This is a genomic window from Streptomyces sp. NPDC053431, assembly GCF_044544925.1.
In the GTDB taxonomy this organism is placed as follows: domain Bacteria; phylum Actinomycetota; class Actinomycetes; order Streptomycetales; family Streptomycetaceae; genus Streptomyces.
Genome location: NZ_JBITXX010000032.1, coordinates 1 through 21,248 on the forward strand (window position 1 = coordinate 1; position 21,248 = coordinate 21,248).

General features: G+C 73.2%; 20 protein-coding genes and 1 riboswitch. Of the genes, 8 read left to right on the forward strand and 12 right to left on the reverse strand.

What is annotated here, in order from left to right; translation table 11 throughout:
• Positions 1-202 precede the first annotated feature (202 nt).
• On the reverse strand, positions 203-1,534 hold the full coding sequence (locus ACIGXE_RS35640; RefSeq protein WP_399754204.1) for an aminotransferase class I/II-fold pyridoxal phosphate-dependent enzyme: 1,332 nt from the start codon (positions 1,532-1,534) through the stop codon (positions 203-205).
• A gap of 36 nt (positions 1,535-1,570) precedes the next feature.
• On the opposite strand from ACIGXE_RS35640, the gene ACIGXE_RS35645 reads away from it, so the two are divergent.
• Together ACIGXE_RS35645 and ACIGXE_RS35650 are read left to right on the forward strand one after the other, a co-directional pair.
• Complete coding sequence (locus ACIGXE_RS35645) at positions 1,571-2,344, forward strand: pyridoxamine 5'-phosphate oxidase family protein (RefSeq protein ID WP_399754206.1); 774 nt, start codon at positions 1,571-1,573, stop codon at positions 2,342-2,344.
• Positions 2,345-2,357: 13 nt separating this feature from the next.
• Positions 2,358-3,017 (forward strand): FMN-binding negative transcriptional regulator, encoded by a 660-nt coding sequence (locus ACIGXE_RS35650; protein WP_399754208.1) that lies wholly within the window; start codon positions 2,358-2,360, stop codon positions 3,015-3,017.
• 141 nt (positions 3,018-3,158) lie between these two features.
• Here ACIGXE_RS35650 and ACIGXE_RS35655 read toward each other — a convergent pair whose 3' ends face one another.
• The 3 genes from ACIGXE_RS35655 to ACIGXE_RS35665 form a co-directional block, all read right to left on the reverse strand.
• The gene (locus tag ACIGXE_RS35655) at positions 3,159-4,136 is read right to left on the reverse strand and encodes a DMT family transporter (protein WP_399754210.1); all 978 of its coding nucleotides are present in this window, start codon (positions 4,134-4,136) and stop codon (positions 3,159-3,161) included.
• A gap of 173 nt (positions 4,137-4,309) precedes the next feature.
• Complete coding sequence (locus ACIGXE_RS35660; protein WP_399754211.1) at positions 4,310-5,479, reverse strand: EamA family transporter; 1,170 nt, start codon at positions 5,477-5,479, stop codon at positions 4,310-4,312.
• 41 nt (positions 5,480-5,520) lie between these two features.
• Positions 5,521-6,132 carry a Clp protease N-terminal domain-containing protein gene (locus ACIGXE_RS35665; protein WP_399754212.1) on the reverse strand — a complete coding sequence of 204 codons (612 nt, stop codon included), beginning with the start codon at positions 6,130-6,132 and terminating at the stop codon, positions 5,521-5,523.
• 191 nt (positions 6,133-6,323) lie between these two features.
• Between ACIGXE_RS35665 and ACIGXE_RS35670 the strand changes: the two genes are divergently transcribed.
• Together ACIGXE_RS35670 and ACIGXE_RS35675 are read left to right on the forward strand one after the other, a co-directional pair.
• Positions 6,324-6,545, forward strand: a complete 222-nt coding sequence (locus tag ACIGXE_RS35670; RefSeq protein WP_399754214.1) for a hypothetical protein — start codon at positions 6,324-6,326, stop codon at positions 6,543-6,545.
• Positions 6,546-6,615: 70 nt separating this feature from the next.
• Entirely contained in the window at positions 6,616-7,044 is a 429-nt protein-coding gene (locus tag ACIGXE_RS35675) for an SRPBCC family protein (RefSeq protein ID WP_399754215.1), read from the forward strand.
• A gap of 67 nt (positions 7,045-7,111) precedes the next feature.
• Here the strand turns inward: ACIGXE_RS35675 and ACIGXE_RS35680 are convergent, their stop codons facing one another.
• A complete protein-coding gene (locus ACIGXE_RS35680) occupies positions 7,112-7,735 on the reverse strand; it encodes a PadR family transcriptional regulator (protein ID WP_399754217.1) in 624 nt (207 codons plus the stop codon).
• Between the two features lie 186 nt (positions 7,736-7,921).
• Here ACIGXE_RS35680 and ACIGXE_RS35685 point away from each other — a divergent pair, with 186 nt between their 5' ends.
• Positions 7,922-8,731, forward strand: coding sequence for a PhzF family phenazine biosynthesis protein (locus ACIGXE_RS35685; RefSeq protein WP_399754219.1), 810 nt, complete (start codon positions 7,922-7,924; stop codon positions 8,729-8,731).
• A 67-nt stretch (positions 8,732-8,798) separates the two neighbouring features.
• On the opposite strand, the gene ACIGXE_RS35690 is transcribed toward ACIGXE_RS35685, so the two are convergent.
• Complete coding sequence (locus ACIGXE_RS35690; RefSeq protein WP_399754221.1) at positions 8,799-9,605, reverse strand: CPBP family intramembrane glutamic endopeptidase; 807 nt, start codon at positions 9,603-9,605, stop codon at positions 8,799-8,801.
• Positions 9,606-9,654: 49 nt separating this feature from the next.
• On the reverse strand, positions 9,655-11,172 hold the full coding sequence (locus tag ACIGXE_RS35695) for a glutamate--cysteine ligase (RefSeq protein ID WP_399754244.1): 1,518 nt from the start codon (positions 11,170-11,172) through the stop codon (positions 9,655-9,657).
• A gap of 483 nt (positions 11,173-11,655) precedes the next feature.
• Here ACIGXE_RS35695 and ACIGXE_RS35700 point away from each other — a divergent pair, with 483 nt between their 5' ends.
• Both ACIGXE_RS35700 and ACIGXE_RS35705 read left to right on the forward strand, forming a co-directional pair.
• Positions 11,656-12,276 (forward strand): hypothetical protein, encoded by a 621-nt coding sequence (locus ACIGXE_RS35700; RefSeq protein ID WP_399754223.1) that lies wholly within the window; start codon positions 11,656-11,658, stop codon positions 12,274-12,276.
• 302 nt (positions 12,277-12,578) lie between these two features.
• Entirely contained in the window at positions 12,579-12,785 is a 207-nt protein-coding gene (locus tag ACIGXE_RS35705; protein ID WP_365350442.1) for a DUF5999 family protein, read from the forward strand.
• Between the two features lie 109 nt (positions 12,786-12,894).
• Here the strand turns inward: ACIGXE_RS35705 and gcvP are convergent, their stop codons facing one another.
• Positions 12,895-15,780 (reverse strand): aminomethyl-transferring glycine dehydrogenase, encoded by a 2,886-nt coding sequence (gene gcvP / locus ACIGXE_RS35710; RefSeq protein WP_399754225.1) that lies wholly within the window; start codon positions 15,778-15,780, stop codon positions 12,895-12,897.
• A 176-nt stretch (positions 15,781-15,956) separates the two neighbouring features.
• Positions 15,957-16,055: riboswitch (glycine riboswitch) on the reverse strand.
• A 114-nt stretch (positions 16,056-16,169) separates the two neighbouring features.
• Between gcvP and ACIGXE_RS35715 the strand changes: the two genes are divergently transcribed.
• Positions 16,170-16,541: a PRC-barrel domain-containing protein gene (locus tag ACIGXE_RS35715; protein WP_399754226.1), complete on the forward strand. Its 372-nt coding sequence runs from the start codon at positions 16,170-16,172 to the stop codon at positions 16,539-16,541.
• Positions 16,542-17,384: 843 nt separating this feature from the next.
• Here the strand turns inward: ACIGXE_RS35715 and ACIGXE_RS35720 are convergent.
• The 4 genes from ACIGXE_RS35720 to ACIGXE_RS35735 all read right to left on the reverse strand — a co-directional run bounded on the left by ACIGXE_RS35720 (position 17,385) and on the right by ACIGXE_RS35735 (position 21,233).
• On the reverse strand, positions 17,385-18,878 hold the full coding sequence (locus ACIGXE_RS35720) for a DNA polymerase IV (RefSeq protein WP_399754228.1): 1,494 nt from the start codon (positions 18,876-18,878) through the stop codon (positions 17,385-17,387).
• A 153-nt stretch (positions 18,879-19,031) separates the two neighbouring features.
• Positions 19,032-19,661, reverse strand: coding sequence for a MerR family transcriptional regulator (locus ACIGXE_RS35725; protein ID WP_399754230.1), 630 nt, complete (start codon positions 19,659-19,661; stop codon positions 19,032-19,034).
• Between the two features lie 298 nt (positions 19,662-19,959).
• On the reverse strand, positions 19,960-20,433 hold the full coding sequence (locus tag ACIGXE_RS35730; RefSeq protein WP_365350453.1) for a bifunctional nuclease family protein: 474 nt from the start codon (positions 20,431-20,433) through the stop codon (positions 19,960-19,962).
• Positions 20,434-20,486: 53 nt separating this feature from the next.
• Complete coding sequence (locus ACIGXE_RS35735; RefSeq protein WP_399754233.1) at positions 20,487-21,233, reverse strand: MerR family transcriptional regulator; 747 nt, start codon at positions 21,231-21,233, stop codon at positions 20,487-20,489.
• Between the last annotated feature and the right edge of the window lie 15 nt (positions 21,234-21,248).

The following is a 21,248-nucleotide window of genomic DNA, read 5'->3' on the forward strand; positions in this document are numbered from 1 at the left end:
GGCGTCCTCCACGAGCGAAGCGAAGTGGAGCACGCAGTCCGGACACCTCCCTCCCCCGCGGAGGCCCCGGACCCCGCGAACCCACGGGTGAAAGCACCCACGGCCGGGCAAGGCGAGCCCAGCCGTAACCCGGACTCAAACCCGCACCCGCACCCGCACCCGCACCCGCCGTAACGCCCCCACCCCCACCCCACCCCCACCCTCAGCCGTAACTCCGCGCCGGCGCCGGCCCCGCCGCGAACGCCACCGCGTCGGCAAGCGTCTCGAGATCACCGACGACGAGTCCCGAGACGGTCAGCCGGACCGCCGGCCCGGCCTCCATCCGGAAGCGAGCCCCCGGGGCGACCGCCCACCCCCGCCCGAGCAGCCGGGCCACGGCCCCGGTCTCGTCGGCGACCGGCACCCACACGTTCATCCCGCTGACCCCGTGCGCCTCGACCCCGCGCCGGGCCAGCGCCCGGACCAGCCCGTCCCGCCGCCCCCCGTAGGCCGCCGCGACGACCTCGGGGTCGACGGCCCCGGTACGCCACAGGTGGACCACGGCCCGCTGCAGCAGCCGGCTGACCCAGCCGGGTCCGAGCCGCTGCCGCCCCAGCACCCGGTCGACGGTCTCGGCGTCGCCGGTGAACGCGGCGATGCGCAGATCGGGCCCCCAGGCCTTGGCCACCGACCGCACGAACACCCACCGCCCCGAGCCCGTGGCGAGCGGGTGCAGCGGCTGGGCGACGATCCCGTGGCCATGGTCGTCCTCGACGAGCAGCACGTCCGGATGCGCGGCGAGGACGGCGCGCAGTTCGGCGGCACGGCGCTCGGAGACACACGCGCCGGTCGGGTTCTGGGCCCGGTCGGTGATGATCACGGCGCGCGCCCCGACCCGCAGCGCCCCCGCGACGGCGTCCGGCAGCGGCCCCTCGTCGTCGACGGCGACCGGTACCGGCCGCAGCCCGAGCGCCGGTACGAGGTCGAGGAGGCTGCCCCAGCCGGGGTCCTCGACGGCGACGGCGTCGCCCGGCTTGAGGTGCGCGGCGAGCACCCGCTCGACGGCGTCGAGGGAGCCGGAGGCGACCCCGACCGGCCCGGGCGGCACTCCGCCCGCGTCGAAGGCGGCCCGCGCGAGCCGGGCGAACTCCTCGTCGACGGGCGCCTCTCCGTACATCGGGGGCCGGGCGGCGTACTCGGCGGCCACGGCGGCGAGGACGCCGTCGAGCGGCGGAAGGAGCGCGGGGTCCGGACTGCCGTTGCTCACGTCCCGGACGCCTTCGGGGGCGTCGACGCGGATGGATCCGCGGGCGGTGGTGGCGGGCGCGGACCGCACGCGGCTGCCGCGCCGCCCGTCGGTCTCGATCACCCCGCGCTCGCGCAGGGTGCGATAGGCGGCGGCGACGGTGTTCGGATTCACTCCGAGCGTGGCGGCCAACTCCCGCATGGGCGGCAGCAGTTGGCCGGGGGCGAGCTGCCCGGAGCCCACCCCCCGCTCGACGCTGGCGGCGATCTCCGATGCGCGACGACCTTCGATCCGATACTCTCCTAGCACAAAGCAGATTATGCACTAGTGCAATGGAGTAGGCAAATGACGGACACGACGGGGACCACAGGGACGACGGTCACGACAGAGACGGCCTGCCCGTCGGCCACCACGAGGACGCCCCAGCCGTCGGACGCACCCATCCCACCGACCACGTCCACCACTCCCTACGAGCCCACGGAGCGCACCGTCCCCACCCGCTCCCGTGAGCGCGCCTCGTACGACCGCGAGCTGGTGCACTCGATACTCGACGAGACCTACCTCTGCCACCTCGGCTTCGTCCGCGACGGCGCCCCCGTCGTGCTGCCCACGCTCTACGGCAGGGTCGGCGAGCGGCTCTACGTGCACGGCTCGACCGGGTCCCGGCCGCTGCGCATGGCGGGCACGGGCGAGGAGGCTCCGGGCCTGCCGGTCTGCCTCACGGTGACCCATGTGGACGGCCTGGTGCTGGCCAAGTCCGCCTTCCACCACTCGATCAACTACCGCTCGGTCGTGGTGCACGGCACCGCCCACCAGGTCACCGACCCGGAGGAGCTGCGTACGGCCCTCGACGCGCTGGTCGACCACGTCGTCCCCGGCCGCTCGTACGACTCGCGCCCCGGCAACGCCAAGGAGCTCGCCGCCACCGCCGTCCTCCGGCTCGACCTGAACGAGGTCTCGGCGAAGGTCCGTACCGGCGGCCCGAACGACGAGCCCGAGGACCTGGCGCTCCCCCACTGGTCCGGTGTGGTCCCGGTCCGGCGGAGCTACGGCGCCCCGGTCCCGGCCGCGGACCTGGACCCGGCCGTCGCCCTGCCCGACTACCTCGTGAACCTCTGAGGGGGACCCCGGCATGTTGATCCACCCGTGGGACGCGGCCCAGGACGAGGACGAGTGGCGCGGCTGGCTGGCCGCCCACGACTTCGGGCAGCTCGCCGTCAACGGCGCGCCCGGCGAACCGCCGTGGGTCCAGCCGATGCACTTCCGCTACGAGCCCGCCCCGGGCCGGTACGGCCAGGTGATCACCCATCTGGCCCGGCCGAACCCGCTCTGGCACGACCTGGAGCGCGATCCGACCGTCCTCCTCAGCGTGGTCGACGACTACGTCTACGTGCCCGGCCACTGGACGGCCCCGGCCGGCGCCCCCGGCGCGCACGGCACCCCGACCTCGTACTACGCGGCGGTCCAGCTCCGCTGCACCGCCCACATCGTCGAGGACCCGGAGGAGAAGGCGGCGCTGCTCAACCGCCAGGTGGCCCACTTCCAGCCCGAGGGCGGCACCGCCGAGGTGCGTCCCGCCGAGGCGCCGTTCGGCCGGATGCTCCCCGGCATCCGGGTCCTGCGCCTGGAGGTGACCGACGTGCGGGCGAAGTTCAAGTACGCGGGCAACAAGCCGCAGGACGTCCAGGACAGGGTCCACGCCCACCTGGCCGAGCGGGACGGCCCGGGCGACGCGGCGGCCAGGTCCCACCAGACCCGCCGCCGCAACGGCAGACCCACGACTACGAGGTGACGGCCACCGCCTCCCCCGCCGCGCCGGCGAACCCCCGTGACGAGGTGACCGCCACCGCCTCGCCCGCCGCCCCACCGGCAGACCCCCGGCTACCACGTGACCGCCACCGCCTCCCCCACCGCCGAGCCGGCGAACCCCCGGCTACGAGGTGACGGTGACCGCCACCGCCTCCCCCCGCCGCCGGCCCGCGGCCGCCGTGCGGGCCTCGGCGAGGGCGAGCCCGGTGACGGCGGTGAGCAGCAGCAGGGTGCCGCCGACGGTCGCGGCGGTGAGGCGTTCGCCCAGCAGCGTGACCGCGATGAGCGCCGCGCTCACCGGCTCCAGGAGCATGATCACGGAGACGGTGGCGGCACGGACGACGGCCGCGCCGGCGAAGTACAGGGCGTAGGCGAGGGCGGTCGGCACGGCCGCCACGTAGACGAGGAGTCCGAGCACCTGCGCCGGGGCGTCGGTGTGCGGGACGAGGCCTTCCAGCGCGGCCGCCGGCAGCAGCCCGACGGCCCCGACCGCGAAGGCCCACGTGGTCGTCGACAGCGCGTCCGTGGCGCCGCCGTCGCGGCCGAGCCACCGGGTGAGCAGGGTGATCGCCGCGTAGCCGGCGGCGGAGACGACGGCGAGGACGACGCCCAGCGGGCGGACCTCGGCGCCGCCGCCCCCGAGGACGAGGACGCCGAGTCCGGCGAGCGCCCCGGCGACGGCGGTCGCGCCGCCGGCACCGATCCGCTCGCCCATGAGGAGCCGGGCGCCGACCGCGATGAGCACGGGCCCGGCGCCGAGGGTGACGACGGTGCCGACGGCGAGGCCGGTGGCCTCGACGGCGGCGAAGTAGGCGCTCTGGAAGACGGTCAGGCCGATCCCGGTGCCCAGGATCCGGACGAGCCGCCGCCGGCGCGGTTCGGCGGGGGCTGCGGCCCGGGGACCGCGCCGCAGCGCGAGTGCGCCGAGGAGCAGGACGAGCCCGCCGACGCAGCGCCAGAAGGAGAGGGCGAGGGGGCCCAGGTCGCTGGCCCGGAAGAGCAGCGAGGCGGCGGCCCCGGCGGTGCCCCAGGCGATTCCGGCGACGATCAGATAGGTGAGGCTCCGCCCGGTGGACAGGGCGGAGGCAGGGGTGTTCGACACGTGCGTTCTCCGTGGGAAGACGGGTGGGGTGGTCGCTCGGCTCCGCGGGCGGGCAGCGACGAACCGCTCGGGCGCCTGTGTCGGCCCGCCCGAGCCCGGTCTTCGTCAGCGGAAGGTGCCGCCCGCGCTAGGCGGCGGGAGGCGGAAGAACGGTCGAATGCATGATCCGCACCCTACGGGGTGGTCCGCCCGCCAGCCAGCTCGGCCCCGCCGACCGACCCGGAGCCGCCGGCCTGCCCGGCCCCACCGGCCTGCCCGGCCCCACCGACCAGCCCGGCCCCACCGGCCTGCCCGGCGGACCCACCGGCCCGCCCGGCGACCCCTCCGCGCTGCCCGCCGGCCCCGCCCGCCTCGGTCCGCTCCACCCCGGCGGCCCCCTCGGCAGCCCCCTGGGCAGCCCCCTCGGTGGAGCCGGCCACCGGCTCCTGCGGTGCCGCCTTGGGCGTCGAGGACTGGGCGATGAAGGCGCCGACGAGGACGACCGCGCCGCCGATGATCTGCGGCGCCGCGAGGTGCTCGCCGAGCAGCACCCAGGCGAGCACGGTCGCGATGACCGCCTCCAGGCAGGCGACGACTCCGGCGACCTGCGGGGAGAGCTTGCGCACCGAGACGACGCCGGTGACGTACGCGAGGACGGTGGCGATCAGCACGATCCAGCCGAGCAGCAGCCAGGCCGGGGTCGCCGTGCCGTTCAGGTCGGCGGTGCCGCCGAGCACCGCCCAGTCCATGCCCCAGGGGCGCGCGACGACGGTGAGGAGGAGGGCGCCGACGATGAGTCCGTAGGCGATGACGCCGAGCGGGTCGGCGGGTTCGGCCTCGTCGCTGCCCTGGTCGGAGAGGACGAAGTAGCCGACCTGGCAGCAGGCGGCGGCGAGCGCGAGGAGCAGTCCGAGCAGGTCGAGGCTGAGACCCGACCAGACCTGGACGACGCAGGCGAGGCCGCCGACGGCGAGGACGACGCCCACGGCGGCGGCGCGGGTCACCGGGCGCCGCTGGACGAAGCGGACCCAGCCGAGCACGAGGGCCGGGGCGAGGTATTCGATGAGCAGGGCGACGCCTACGGGGATCCGGGATATCGCGCCGAAGTAGCAGGCCTGGACGCCGGCGACGGCGAGCAGGCCGAAGCCGGCGAGCAGGGCGGGCTTGCGCCGCACCAGGTCGCGGTGGCGCCAGGCCACAGGCAGCATGACGAGGGCGGCGCCGGCCACCCGGAGCCACACCACGTGGAGCGGGTCGAGTCCCGCCTCGATGAGCGGCTTGGCCGCCACTCCTGAACCACCGAATGCGAAGGCCGAGGCCAGGGCGAGTCCCAGGCCGGCGCTTCTCCCCTGAGACGCGTGCATCGGGCCATCATGACAGGGCCCGTACAGGTGCGTAACCCCCGTTACACCTGTTGAGACGACTCCTCGATCCGGGCGGTCAGGACGAGCCGGTCGACCCCGGCCCGGCGCAGCACCTCGGCGGCCCGGTTCTCCGGATCAGCGGCGAGGGCGGCGAGCAGGTCGAGCCCCCGGACCCGCCGGTCGCCGCGCAGCGTGGCCCGCTCGAAGGCGCCGGCGAGGGCGACGGCGGCGGCGGGCGACCAGCCGGACGTGGCAGTCCCGGCGTCCCGGACGGCCGGGAGGGCGGAGCCGGTGTCCTCGACGGAGCGCTGCCAGCGCAGCCCGTAGCCGATGGAGCGCTGGACGAGATAGCCGAGGACCCGGGCGAGCTGGTGGCCGTCCTCGAAGACGGCGGCGACCTCGGGGTCGGTCTCGACGAGGGAGTGCAGGAGGTGGGCGGTGTCGATCTGCCGGTCGCCGTCGCGCAGGGCCCGGCGCCGGGCGCCGCCGACCGCCGTCATGAGCGCGGCGGTCAGCGCCTCCTCCGCCTCGGGGCGGCGCTCGGCGGGCAGCGGCCGGGGCGTGCGGGGGACGGGCAGGCGGCTCGGTGCGGGGACCGGGCGGCCGGGTACGGGGTCGTACGGGACGGGGGCCGGAGGGACGGGAGGTTGCACCCTTCCACCTCATCATTCGCACCGGGCGCGGACATCCCCGGGGAGAAGCATGTACACATCCCACCGGAGGTGTGGCGCGCGATTCCTCCTCCTTACGGATGAGATCGCGCGCGTTCCCCCGAAGGGGCGCGCGCCGCCTTGCCATGCGCCCTTCACGCAACCACAGCGCCGTCCCGTATCGTCCTTCGGGCATGTTCTGGATGGTGGCCCTGCTCGCGCTCGACGGGCGGCAGTACGTCTACCGGGTGTACGCACCCCGGGAGGCGCTGCCGGCCGATCTGTTCTGGGCCGCGTTCCACTGTCACGACGAGGGCGGCGGACCGCGCGCCTCGGACCTGTTCGACTCCGCGCGGATCTGGTGGATCGACGGCCTCGACGGCGAGACCGCAGAACTGACGGTTCATCAGTATTGAATGTTCGCGCTGCTCCGGCTACGTTCCGCGACACCGAAAGCCCGACTGGTACGCGTGAAGGGGTGTTCCCATGGCCGAAGTCAGCGCGGAGGCACGGATCGAGGCACCGGCCGAGAAGGTGTGGGCCCAGCTCACCGACTTCACCTCGTACGGCGAGTGGAACGCCACCCACACCAGCTTCCCGAACGGCGGCCCGGCCGCCCTGGAGGCCGGCGCCACCTTCGCGGAGAACATGAAGCTCATGGGCTTCCCCGCCGAGGTGACCTGGACGGTGGAGGAGCTGGAGACCGGGCGCGTGTTCGCGATCCGCGGCAAGGGCCCGATGGGCGTCAACGTCGGCACGCGCTACTCCCTCACCGCCGACGGCGAGGCCACCACCGTACGGATCGACGGGGAGTTCACGGGTGCGGCCGTCTCCCTGATGGCGGGCAAGCTCAAGGACTCGGCGACGGCGGCGCTGACCGAGTCGCTGCGCAAGCTGGCCGGCCTGGTCGCCTGACCGGCGCTCCGTACGACGAGGGGCCCCGCGGCGGATCGCCGCGGGGCCCCTCGGTGTCGCTCCCGGCTCAGTGCTCGTCGGCCAGGATCAGGTACAGCTTCTTGCGGGCCTCGTTGATGACCTCGACGGCCTTCTGCCGCTGGTCGGCGCTGCCGGTCTTCCAGACCTGGCCGAAGGCCTCCATCAGGCCGAAGCCGGCCTGCCGGATCTCGTTCACGGCGTCCCAGTCGACGCCGCGCCCGGCCTCCTCCCAGGGGGCGTCCGGTCCCGCCTCGGCCTCTTCGCGTCCGGCGCCGGTGAGCGTGAACAGCTTCTTGCCGCCCTCGCTCTCGCTCGCGATCAGCCCCTCGTCCTCCAGCATCTGGAGGGTCGGGTAGACCGATCCGGGGCTGGGCTTCCAGGCCCCGCCGCTGCGCTCGCCGATCTCCTGGATCATCTCGTAGCCGTGCATCGGGCGGTCCTTGAGGAGGGCCAGGATCGAGGCCCTCACATCGCCGCGCCGCGCCCGGCCGCGACCACCGCCGCGCCCGCGGCCGCCGAAGGGGCCACCGCCCCAGGGTCCGCCGCCGAAGCCCGGCCCGAAGGGGCCGAAGGCGGCACGCCGCCCTTCGAAGTCACCGCGAGGGCCGGGTCCGCAGTGCCCGCGTCCGGCTCCCGGGCCGTGTCCGTACTCGTGTCCGTAGGTACGCATCGCAACGCTCCTTCCATCGGGATTCCATCGTTGAACTGTCGCGATGCTTCAACGATATATCGGAACTGTTCGGTGAGCAACACCCCGACTGCCGTCCGGCCAAGCGCCGGGCCCACCGCCCGAGCGGTCCAGACATCCCGAATTGGCCTTGGCCTGCCCTTTTCCCGCTCCGGTACGGTCCCGTTCATGCGGATTCGAATCGTCGACGCCTTCACCGACCGGCCCTTCTCCGGCAACCCGGCCGGAGTCCTGCTCCTCGACTCCTTCCCCGACGACGCCTGGCTCCAGAAGGTGGCGGCCGAGGTCAACCTCTCCGAGACGGCCTTCGCCCACCCGCTGCCGCCGGGCGGCGAGGCGGACTGGGCCCTGCGCTGGTTCACCCCCGCCACCGAGGTCGACATGTGCGGCCACGCCACCCTCGCCACCGCCCATGTCCTGCACAGCACCGGCACCGCCACCGGCACGGTCCGGTTCGCCGCCCGCTGCGGGATCCTGCTCGCCACGGCCGAGGAGGACGGCACGATCACGCTCGACTTCCCGACCTCGTCCCTGACCGCCGTCCCCGCGCCCGAGGGCCTGGCCAAGGCGCTGGGCGCCGAGCCCGTCGCGGTCCACGACACCGCCGCCCACATCGGCGACCTGGTCGTCGAGCTCGCCGACGAGGCCACCGTGCGCGGCCTGACCCCGGACTTCGCGGCCCTCGCCACGCTCTCCGACCGGGGGATCATCGTGACCGCCGTGGCGGACGCCCCCGAGGGCGCGTACCAGTTCGTCTCGCGCGGCTTCTTCCCCGCCGTCGGCATCGACGAGGACCCCGTCACGGGCAGCGCCCACACCGCGCTCGCGCCCTACTGGTCCGCCCGCTTCGGCCGTGACGAGCTCGTCGGCTTCCAGGGCGGCGCGCGCACCGGCATCGTCCGCACCCACCTGCACGGCGACCGCACCCACCTCAAAGGCCACGCGGTCACCGTCATCGACGGCGAGCTGCACGCCTGACGTCCGGCGCGACAGCGGAAGGGGCGTACGGCCGATGCCGTACGCCCCTTCTCCTTCGGTCCCGGGCTCAGACCGTGGGGAGCCAGCTCACCTTCCCCGCGAGCAGCCCGTAGCCGACGAAGGCCACGATGTCGAGCAGCGCGTGCGCGACCACCAGCGGCCCCACCCGCCCCCAGCGCCGGTACAGCCACACGAACACCACGCCCATGACCATGTTGCCGACGAAACCGCCGACGCCCTGGTAGAGGTGGTACGAGCCGCGCAGCACCGCGCTCGCGGCCAGCGAGGCCTTCGGGGACCAGCCCAACTGGTCCAGCCTGCGCAGCAGATAGCCGACGACGATCACCTCCTCCAGGACGGAGTTCTGGATCGCCGACAGGATCAGGACCGGGTATTTCCACCACACGTCGGGCAGCGACTCCGGCACCACGGTGAGGTTGAACCCGGCCGCCCGCGCCGCCAGGTAGAAGGCCAGGCCGGCGCTGCCGATCCCGGCCGCCACCAGCGTCCCGCGTCCCAGGTCCGGCCACGGGCGGGTGCGGTCGAAGCCGATCGCCCGCAGCCCCCGCACTCCGGCGCCCTCGCGCAGCAGCAGATGCGCGACGAGGGCGACCGGCACGAGGGCGGTCGCGATCCCGAACAGCTGCCACGACAGGTCGAGCCACGGCCGGCCGGGCGCGTACGAGCCGTTGAGCGTGGCCGCCTGTTCCTTCAGAGCGCCCGGCTTGGTCAGCGCGCCGACGAAGCTGATGACGGCCGAGACCCCGCTCGCGCCGAGCGAGAGCGCGAGGACGATCAGCGTCTCGGAGCGCAGGATCCGGCGCGGCAGGCCGTCGGGAGGCAGGGAAGCGTCCACCACTCGTTGCTCCGACACCACACCTGTCTCCCATTCCCCATCGCTTGCCGGGTAACGGGAACCCTACCTACGCGCCGGGGGCACCGCCGTCGAGCCCCACGGGCCAGGTGTGCACCGGCTCCCCGGTGAGCATCAGCTCACGGTAGCGGCGGGTGGTGGCGGCGAGCGCCGCCCTGCGGTCCAGACCCGAGTCGAGGGCGTGGTGGAAGGTGTCGGCCTGCCAGGACGCCCCGTTCACCCGCCGCCGGCAGCGCTCCTCGATCACCCCCAGGTAGAAGTCCCGGTCGCGCGGCTCGACGTGCCAGGCGTCGAGCCCGGCCGCGGCGATCGGCAGGAGCTCGTCGAGGACCAGGCGTACGGCGGGCACGGTCGCCGTCCCGCCGGAGCGACCGGGGCGGGGCCAGCGCAGCTCCGCCTCGATGCCGTGACGGCACGCGGTGTCGAAGTTGTACTCGGCGTCCGCGAAGTCCATCCGCTTCCACACGGGCCGCGACTCCTCGGCGAGCGCCCGGACCAGCCCGTAGTAGAAGGCGGCGTTGGCGACCACGTCGGTCACCGTCGGTCCGGCCGGCAGCACCCGGTTCTCGACCCTGAGGTGCGGGACGCCGTCGACCCAGCCGTACACCGGGCGGTTCCAGCGGTAGACGGTGCCGTTGTGCAGGACCAGCTCGTGCAGCCGGGGCACCCCGCCCTCGTCGAGGACGCGCAGCGGGTCCTCGTCCTCGCAGATCGGCAGCAGGGCGGGGAAGTAGCGCAGGTTCTCCTCGAAGAGGTCGTACGCCGAGTCCACCCAGCGCTCCCCGAACCAGGTGCGCGGTCGCACCCCCTGGGCCTGGAGCTCGGGCGGCCGGGTGTCGGTGGCCTGGGTGAACAGCGGCGGCCGGGACTCGCGCCACAGCTCCCGGCCGAAGAGGAAGGGCGCGTTGGCGCCCATGGCTATCTGGACGCCGGAGATCGCCTGGGCCGCGTTCCACACGGCGGCGAAGCGGGGCGGCGTCACCTGGAGGTGCAGCTGGACCGAGGTGCAGGCGGCCTCGGGCACGATCGAGGCCGAGGTGCACAGCAGGCGCTCGACGCCGTGGATGTCGAGGGTGAAGTCCTCTCCACGAGCGGCGAGGATCTGGTCGTTGAGCAGGGTGTAGCGGTCGGCGGCGGACAGGTTGGCGAAGACCGCGTCCTCCTGGGTGAGGGTCGGCAGGATGCCGATCATCACGACGGCGGCGCCGAGTTCCCCGGCCTTGCGGTCGGCATATCCGAGGCCGGTGCGGAGTTCCTCCGCGAGCCGGTCGAATACATGGCCGCCCAGCCGGTGCGGGGTGATGTTCACTTCCAGGTTGAACATTCCGAGTTCGGTCTGGAAATCGGAGCTCGCGATGCGGTCGAGCACCGGCGCGTTGAGCATCCTGGGCAGGCCGTCCGCACCCGCGAGATTGAGTTCGATCTCCAGTCCCATGAGATTGCGGGGCCGGTCGAACCGCTTCTCCGCGAGCAGCCGCGCGAGGGCGGCGAGGCATTGCTGGAGCTTTCGGCGGTAGTGCTGCCGGTCGGACGGGCCGAACCCGTCGGCCACGACCTTCTCCCCCATCGAGCGTCCCTCCCAGTGGGCAGCCGCCACGACGGCCGCGAGCGTCACGGACGATGATGCCCAGTGCATTGATCGACAACGCCTGTGAAACCGAGGTGTCGGCGGATAGTCTGGACCGGCTTTCTCCAGGGGCAGTCCCCGAAGGCAACGGGCAATCGACATATACCAATGTCATATTGTCTCGTGGGGTGGGGGCGAGATTCGGCCGACCGGCCCTCCACGGAAAGTGCAGGCAGGCGTTCCACCGGACGCACGCATTCCACGGAATCTCCTGGGAAATAAGACCGGATGACGCCTTGTCAGGAATATCGGGGCCGTCTACCGGAAACACTGTGTGAACACGTGTCGTATAAACTCCGCGCACGAGGCAGAGTGTTGGCGCACGGCCATGCACCCATGGCCCCCCTCTCTGGCCCCGTCGCTGACAGCGCCGTCGTACCTGCCCACGCGTCACCGTGTCTCCTGAGTGAGAGGCGACCCATCATGCTCCGACCCTCCCCGGCCCCCGCGCCGGCTCTCCGCAGTGTCCTCGCGGCCCTCGGCTCGCCCTCGGCGGTCCGTGAACCCCGCACCCCGGCCCTGCGGGCCGCACAGGGACCGCTGAGCCCCGAACTCCCCCTGCCCGTGCATGTTCTCGGGCTGCCCGCCAGTCCCGGCGGCCCCGGAGCGGCCGCCGCGACGGGGCCGCAGCCACCCCGCACCCGGCTGGCCGGCTGGCGCTTCCTCATCCGGAACGGGGACCGGGCGATCGCCGCCGGCGACACGATGCTCACCCCCGACGGCTGGTCCTTCTCGCACTTCTTCGAGGGGCCCTACGTCACGGCCACCGAGCGGGCCCTGATCCAGGCCGACGCGCTGGCGACCCCGTACCAGCCGCGGCTGCTCTCCGTACCGGGGCTCTACATGCTGACGCTCTGGCTGCACACCGACACGGAGGCGGACGGCGCCACCACCGAGCCCGGACCGGACGACCTCCTGGTCCCGCTCGCCCCCGCGCCGCCCGGGATCGCCGCCAACCGTCCCTACCGGCTGGCCGACCTGCTGCCCGTGATCGGTCTGCGGCTGACACCCCCGCCGCTGCTCGGGGAGCCGGCACCCGCCTGATCCGCGGCCGCCACCCGCGCCCCGGGGCCCGTACGGTCCCGGGGCGCACTGCTGTCCGAGGAGGGTCACGTTCGGACTAGCCCACTGGGACCACCCCGAACCCCCCGAAGAGACGGTGCAGTTGACCTGAACCGCCCCTGCGGGTGATGCGTCTTCCCCGGAGAGGACGAGCTGCCGCGAAATACCTGCGGAACGCCGTCCGTAGGGCAAGACTGGGACCGGAACCGAACCGACCGACGGGGGCGGCCATGCCTACGAAGAGCCGCAGGACATCCACCACGACGCAGCGAAAGAATCCACCCATGTGCCAGCACCAGCCTGCCTGTCCCACCGCCGACTCCGCCGACCGGGAGGCCGCCCGACTCGTGGCGCACCACCCGGAGCAGGGCTGGAGTTTGCTGTGCAACGGTGTCCTGCTCTTCGAGGACACCGGTGAGCTGCTGCCGGACGGGCAGATCATCGCCCCGCACCGCCCGCTGACGGCGGCCCGGGTGACGACGGCGGCCTGAAGAAGCCGCCGCCGCGCAGGACGAGGAACGCCGAGGGCCGGCCCGGAGAGATCTCCGAACCGGCCCTCGTGTCATGCCCGGACCCGTGCCCGGACCGTCATGCCACGCCTCAGTTGTCGTACTCGTCCAGCGGCGGGCAGGAGCAGACCAGGTTGCGGTCGCCGAAAGCGCCGTCGATGCGGCGGACCGGCGGCCAGTACTTGTCCGCGGTGGAGACGCCGGCCGGGAAGACCGCCTCCTCACGGGTGTACGCGTGGTTCCACTCGCCGCCCAGGGCCGCCGCCGTGTGCGGGGCGTTGCGCAGCGGGTTGTCGTCGGCCGGCCAGACGCCGGAGCCGACCTTCTCGATCTCGGCGCGGATCGCGATCATCGTGTCGCAGAAGCGGTCGAGCTCGACCAGGTCCTCGGACTCGGTGGGCTCGATCATCAGCGTGCCGGCCACCGGGAACGACATGGTCGGCGCGTGGAAGCCGTAGTCGATCAGACGCTTGGCGATGTCGTCGACGCTGACGCCGGTCGACTTCGACAGCGGGCGCAGGTCGACGATGCACTCGTGGGCGACCAGGCCGGCCGGGCCGGTGTAGAGCACCGGGTAGTGCGGCTCCAGGCGCTTGGCGATGTAGTTCGCCGCGAGCACGGCCACCTGGGTGGCGCGCTTGAGGCCCTCGCCGCCCATCAGGCGCACGTACGACCACGAGATCGGCAGGATGCCGGCGGAGCCCCACGGGGCGGCCGAGATCGGACCGACGCCGGTCTCGGGACCGGCCGAAGGCTGCAGCGGGTGGTTGGGCAGGTACGGGGCGAGGTGCGCGCGCACCGCGACCGGGCCGACGCCGGGGCCGCCGCCGCCGTGCGGGATGCAGAAGGTCTTGTGCAGGTTGAGGTGCGAGACGTCGCCGCCGAAGTGGCCCGGCTTGGCGAGGCCGACCAGGGCGTTGAGGTTGGCGCCGTCGACGTAGACCTGGCCGCCGGCGTCGTGCACGGCCGCGCAGATGTCGGCGACGTGCTCCTCGAACACACCGTGCGTGGACGGGTAGGTGATCATCAGTACGGCGAGCTCGTCACGGTACTGCTCGATCTTGGCGCGCAGGTCCTCGACGTCGACCTCGCCGTCCTCCGCCGTCTTGACGACGACGACCTTCATGCCGGCCATCACCGCGGAGGCGGCGTTGGTGCCGTGCGCGGAGGACGGGATGAGGCAGATGGTGCGCTGCAGGTCGCCGTTGGCGCGGTGGTAGGCGCGCACCGCGAGCAGACCGGCCAGCTCGCCCTGGGAGCCGGCGTTCGGCTGGATCGACACCTTGTCGTAGCCGGTGACCTCGGCGAGGCGCTCCTCCAGCTCGGTGATGAGCGTGAGGTAGCCCTGCGCCTGCTCGACCGGGGCGAACGGGTGGATCTGACCGAACTCGGGCCAGGTCACCGGCTCCATCTCGGTGGTCGCGTTCAGCTTCATGGTGCAGGAGCCGAGCGGGATCATGCCGCGGTCGAGCGCGTAGTCGCGGTCGGCCAGCTTGCGCAGGTAGCGCAGCATCGAGGTCTCGGAGCGGTGCGCGTGGAAGACCGGGTGGGTCAGGTACGTGTCGGTGCGCAGCGCGTCGCCGGGCAGCGCGTCCTCGGTGACGGCGTCGAGGGCCTCGATGTCGGCGGTCACGCCGAAGGCGGACCAGACCGCGGCCAGCTGGGCACGCGTGGTGGTCTCGTCGCAGGACGCGGACACGTGGTCGGCGTCGACGCGGTAGAGGTTGACGCCGGCCTCGCGGGCGGCGGCGACGACGGCGTCGGCGCGGCCCGGGACGCGGGCGGTGAGGGTGTCGAAGAAGGCGCCCTGGGTGAGCTCGACCCCTCCGGCGCGCAGTCCGGCGGCGAGGATCGCGGCGTACCGGTGCGTGCGCTGCGCGATGCCCTTGAGGCCCTCGGGGCCGTGGTAGACGGCGTACATGCCGGCCATGACGGCGAGCAGCACCTGAGCGGTACAGATGTTGCTGGTGGCCTTCTCGCGGCGGATGTGCTGCTCGCGGGTCTGCAGGGCCAGGCGGTAGGCCTTGTTGCCATCGGCGTCGACGGAGACGCCGACGAGGCGGCCGGGCAGGGAGCGGGCGTGCTTGTCCTGGACGGCCATGTAACCGGCGTGGGGACCGCCGAAGCCCATGGGCACGCCGAAGCGCTGGGTGGTGCCGACGGCGATGTCGGCGCCGAGCGAACCGGGCGAGGCCAGCAGGGTCAGCGCGAGCAGATCGGCGGCGACGGTGACGATCGCGCCGAGCTCGTGGGCCTGGTCGATGACCGGCTTGATGTCACGGATGGCACCGGAGGCACCCGGGTACTGCAGGAGGACGCCGAAGACGCCCCGCTCGGCGACCTCGGCCGGGATGCCGGCGCTCAGGTCGGCGACGACGACCTCGACCCCGGTGGGCTCGGCGCGCGTCTCGATCACGGCGATGGTCTGCGGCAGCGCGTCGGCGTCGATCAGGTAGACCCCGCCCTTGACCTTCCCCACACGTCGGGAGAGCGCCATGGCCTCGGCGGCGGCGGTGCCCTCGTCGAGGAGGGAGGCGCCGGAGGTGGGCAGCCCGGTCAGGTCGGCGACCATGGTCTGGAAGTTGAGCAGGGCCTCGAGACGGCCCTGGGAGATCTCCGGCTGGTACGGCGTGTAGGCCGTGTACCAGGCCGGGTTCTCCATCACGTTCCGGAGGATGACGGGCGGGGTGAACGTGCCGTAGTACCCCAGGCCGATCATCGGCGCGAGCACCTGGTTGCGGTCGGCGAGCGCGCGCAGCTCGGCGAGCACCTCGGCCTCGGTGCGGGCCGCCGGAAGCGCCAGGGCCTCGGCGTTCTTGATGACGTCCGGAACGGCGGCGGCCGTGAGCTCGTCGAGGGAGCCGTAACCGACCTGGGCGAGCATCTTGGCCCGCGCCTCGGCGTCGGGTCCGATGTGCCGCTGCTCGAAGGGGATGCCCTGCTCGAGCTCGGAGAGCGGAGTGCGGTTGGCGGTCATGTACGGGGGCCTCCTGGTCGTCACGACCTGCGAGGGGCACCACGGCGCGGGTGCCCGGACGGCCTCCCCCTCTGTCATCCAAACCTGAGAGCTTCACCGGCCTGCCTCGCGGCGCGCCGGCTTTCACCGTCGGTGAGAGTGGATGCCGTCGCACCCTCTCTGCTTTCCAGAGTGACCTCGTCCGCGCGGTACAGGGGCCTGAGAGATTCCGGGGAGGATTTGCTCCTTCGGCGCCTCCGAAAGGTTTCCTCGGAGGACTCTCCCGCGCGGGGTCGACAGCCACAGCCAGCCTACCAGCGCCGTTCCTTCTTCCATCGCTCAAGTGGCCGACATCCCAGATGTGCACTTTCGTAGTGCTTGTAGAGGAGTTGCGACCAGTTGGAGGGACCGTGCAGACCGATATCGATCCGCGCAGCCTGATCGGCCGCAAGGCGTTCGACCGGAACGGACACAAGATCGGCACCGTGGACGAGGTGTACCTGGACGACGCGACCGGAGTCCCCGAATGGGCGGCCGTACGCACGGGCCTGTTCAGCCGGGACGCCTTCGTCCCCCTGGAGCCGAGCGCCTTCGTGAACGACGCCCTCCACATCCCCTACGACCGCGCCCTCATCAAGGACGCCCCCGACTTCGGCGTGGGCCGCCACCTCTCCCCCGAACAGGAACTCCAGCTCTACCGCCACTACAGCCTGGCCCTCCCGCCCCCACCCCAGGACACCCCGAGAGACTTCGGCCACCTCGCAGGCCAGGAAGAAACCTGACCCACCCACCGCGCGCACCAGCCCCTCTCTCCCCCCGGCCCCAGCAGCCGCCGCGCCCGGGGGCATCCTGAGCGGCCAGTGACAGCCGCGCCCGGGGCCACGCGAACGGCCAGCGGCAGCCGCGCCCAGGGTCACCCTGAACGGCCAGCGGCAGCCGCGACCGGGGTCACCCCGAACGGCCAGCGGCAGCCGCACCCGGGGTCACCCGGACGGCCGACCGACTGACCGGCCTCGACCCGACCACGACCACGACCGGGCAGCGGCCGGCGGCCGACCGCGGCACCCGCAGGCTGAGGGCCGAGAGCGGCCTTGCGCGGGGCCTTCCAGCCACGGCACCCGCAGGCTGGGCGCGCCGCCTCCGCCCCGCGCGGGGCGGTGGGGCGGAGGCGGCGGACGCTGGATCGACCGCACAGGGCGGGGCGGCGCGGACACCCGATCACCCGCTCAGGCCGGGGCGGCGCGGACACCCGATCACCCGCTCAGGCCGGGCGGACGACCGGCCCCGCTCGCCGAGCCGTGGGGGCGACGCGGGGCGACCCCCCTTCGGGACTGTGGCAGTCGATCGACCCCGACCAGGGGCGAAGCAGCCGGCCCACCCGGCGGCAGGCCGCCACTGACCGGCCGCCGCCGGCGCTCAGCCCGAAAGGGAAAGCCCGCACCTCTTCCCCCACCCGCAGGACCGGTGCGGGTGGGGTGGGAAGCACCGCCCCGGCCGCAGGCCGCCAAGGACCGGCAGCCGCCGATGGCGCCCAGCGCCCCACGGCAAAACCCGCACCACTGCCCACCCACCCGCACGGGCGGTGCGGGTGGGAAACACCGCCCGGCCGCAGGCCGCCCCGACGGCTAGGCCGCCGCCCCCGTCGCCCCACCCGGCACCAACGGCAACGGCTCCGAGGGCTCCAGATCCGGGTCGTCGACCGGGAACGTCCGAACGCGGCCCGGCGCGGACGTCGGCTCCTCGAAGCGGACCGTGACCCGCCCGACGCCACTGCCCTGCACCCACCCCGCCCCGTACACCGCGTGCCGCACATCGTGCCCGGCGGCCCACCGCCGCTCGGCCGTCTCCGTGGCCGTCGGAGGCGCCGCCGGAACCGCGCCCGCGCCCGCGTCGCCCTCGGCCCCGGCCCCGGCCCCAGCCCCAGCCCCAGCCCCAGCCCCAGCCCCGGCGACACGCTCCTCGCCGCCCGCCGAGGAGCCCGCGGCAGGGCCCCCGCCCCTGCCCTCCCCCTCATCCCCGAGCTCCGCCTCCCGCGCCTCCGCCTCCGCCTCCGCCTGCGCGAACAGGTCCTCCTGCGTGTAGTCCGCGAGCCCGCTCACCCCCACGCCGAGCAACCGCACCCCACCGGTCGTGTCCACCAGCTCGAGCAGCCGCGCCGCCGCCTCCCGCACCACCATCGGGTCGTCCGTCGGCCCCCGCAGCGTCTCGGACCTCGTGAGCGTCGAGAAGTCGTAGCGCCGCACCTTCAGGACGATCGTCCGGCCCGAGTGCCCCGAGCCCCGCAACCGCGCCACGCACCGCTCCGCCAGCCGTTCCACCTCCAGGCGGATCCGCAGCCGGTCGTGCAGGTCAACGTCGAAGGTGTCCTCGACCGACACCGACTTGGCGTCCCTCTCGGCCACCACAGGGCGGTCGTCGTGCCCGAGGGCCATCCGGTACAGGGAGGCACCGTGGGCGCGCCCCAGGAGCCGTACGAGCTCGTCCTCGCCCGCCTCCACGACATCGGTGACCGTGACGATCCCGGCCCGCCGCAGATGCTCCCCGGTCGCCGGGCCGATCCCGGGAATGATGCGCACCGAGCGCGGCCCGAGCAGCTCCCGCTCCGTCCCCGGCTCGATGAGCACGAGACCGTCCGGCTTCGCCTCCTCGGAGGCGATCTTCGCCAGCATCTTCGACCCGGCGAGCCCGACGGACCCGGTCAGCCCCGTCACGGCGAGGATGTCGCGACGCAGCTGCTCCCCCGCGGCCCGCGCGCTCGCGCTGTCCTCGGCGACTCCCCCGGCCTCCAGGTCGACGAAGGCCTCGTCCAGGCTGAGCGGCTCCACGAGCGGCGAGAGCCGCCCCAGCAGCTCCATGACCTGACCGCTGATGGCCCGGTAGAAGGCGAAGCGGGGCACCAGGTACGCCGCGTTGGGGGCGAGGCGCCGCGCCTGCGCCATCGGCATCGCGGAGTGCACACCGAAGCGCCGTGCCTCGTAGGACGCGGTGGCGACGACGCCACGCGGCCCGAGCCCGCCCACGACCACGGGTTTTCCCCGAAGGCTGGGCTTCGACGCCTGCTCGGCGGCGGCGAAGAAGGCATCCATGTCGAGATGCAGGATCGTGGGCGCGGCTCTCACACGTCCGATGCTGCCCTACGCCACTGACAATCGGCCCGTACGCGAGGAGGAGCCGGCTCGTCCGGGCCCGCGGCACCCGGGCGCTCCGGACACGGCCGCGCCCGACCTGCCGGCCCGCTCGGACCGCCCGCCCCGTCCCTCCGCCGGCCCGCCTCAGACCGCCCGGTCCCTCCGCCGTCGCGCCAGCTCGTCCGCCGGGTTGTGCCCGATCAGCGTCTCGCCGGTGTCCACGCGCTCGCCGTGCAGCTGCGACAGCGCCGCCTCGACGTCCCGCCAGACCACCCCCACGGCGATGCCGAAAACGCCCTGCCCGCCCTGGAGCAGGTCGACGACCTCGTCGGGCGAGGAGCACTCGTAGACGGTCGCGCCGTCGCTCATGAGCGTCATGCGCTCCAGGTCGCGAAAGCCGCGGGCCCGCAGGTGCTGCACGGCGGCGCGGATGTTCTGGAGGGCGACACCCGTGTCGAGGAACCGCTTGACGATCTTGAGAACGACGACGTCACGGAAGCTGTAGAGCCGCTGCGTCCCGGAGCCGTACGCGGGCCGCACGCTCGGCTCGACGAGACCGGTGCGCGCCCAGTAGTCCAATTGGCGGTACGTGATGCCGGCCGCCGCGCAGGCCGTGGGGCCGCGGTAGCCGACGGCGTCCGAACCCACGTCCGTACCGGCACCCGGGCCCGCGCCCGTACCGAGGTCGCCCACACTGCCGTGAAGCGGATACGGGCCACTCTCCCCGGGCGTACGCCCCAGGAAGCCCCCTGCCGTACCGTCGCCGCTGCTCATCACGCCGACCCTCCGTCCTTGACCTGCCCACACGAAGGTAGGCAGTCACTAGGGGTGCGTCAACGATCGCCACACTCGGCACGCCGAGTGATAATCACCCTGAGAGTGGTTTCCCGTACCCCACTCCGGGGAAAGGCTACTCGAATGCTCCGAGGGCACTCCCCAGCCGTGGCCGGACCACCGGCGGCCTGAGGACCACCGGCCGCCCACCGTCGGCCGACGACGGCTTACGACCACCGGGAGACGGCTCACGACCACCGGGCCCACCGGCGCCACCGGCCGACCGGCGAGAGCCGGCCTACTGGTTGCTGGTCCCGAAGTCCTCCGGAGAGATCTGGTCGAGGAACTCGCGGAACTTCTCCACCTCGTCCTCCTGCTCGTCCGGAATCGCGATCCCCGCGTCGTCGAGCACACCGTCACTGCCGTAGATCGGCGACCCCGTGCGCAACGCCAGCGCTATCGCGTCGGACGGCCGGGCGCTCACCTCGACACCGCTGGCGAAGACCAGCTCGGCGTAGAAGACCCCGTCACGCAGATCCGTGATGCGGACTTCGGTGAGCTCCTGCCCCACGGCCTCGAGCACGTCCTTGAACAGGTCGTGCGTCAGCGGCCTGGCCGGGGCCATGCCCTGCTGGGCGAAGGCGATCGCGGTCGCCTCCCCCGGTCCGATCCAGATGGGGAGGTACCGATCGCCTCCCACTTCACGCAGGAGCACGATCGGCTGGTTGGAGGGCATTTCCACCCGGACACCCACAACGTCGAGCTCGTTCACACAGCAACCCTAGGACGTGCCCGACCGGTTTGGGTAGTCGGGCCGTCCGGAGATCACTGCAGACGGAGTCCCAGCGCGGTCTGGACCAGTGCCGCGTGCAGCCGTACGGAGAGCCCGGCGAGCTCCTTGGCGGTGGCCTCCGCATGGGCCCTGGTCTGCGGATTACGGTGCCGGCGCAGCGGCGCCACCATCTGCTCGACCAGCCCGGCCTCGCGGTCCGCGGCGGCCTTGACAGCCCGCAGGTGCCGGGGTTCCAGACCGAATCTCCCCAGATCCGCCACCAGCTTGGCGACCGTCACGGTCTCGGCGTCGTAGCCCCCGCCGTCGGCCTGGGCGATCAGCCCGTACGACTCCCACTCGGCGAGCTCGGACTCCGTCACCTCCGCCGCGGCGAGCAGCTCGGACCGGCCGATCCGGGACGCCGTGGGCCGGTCACCGCCGTCCGTGTCCCAGGCCCCGTCCAGCAGGTCACGCTGGGGGCTCGGCGAGGGCAGGGCGATCTGCTCGCCCCGGGCGAGGGCGTCCAGATGCTCGCGGATGACCTTGAGCGGGAGGTAGTGGTCCCGCTGCATCCGCAGGATCTGGGCGAGCCGCTCCACGTCCTGCGGGCTGAACTTCCGATACCCGGAGGCCGTCCGCCGAGGCTCCACGAGCCCCTCGGCCTCCAAAAATCTGATCTTGGAGATGGTCACTTCGGGAAACTCGTCGCGCAGTTGGCTCAGCACCGTGCCGATGCTGACCAGTCCGTCGCCCGCGGCGGCGGTGCCGAAGCCGGCACCGCCCGTCGGTGTACGCAGCATGGACCTTCCCTGAAG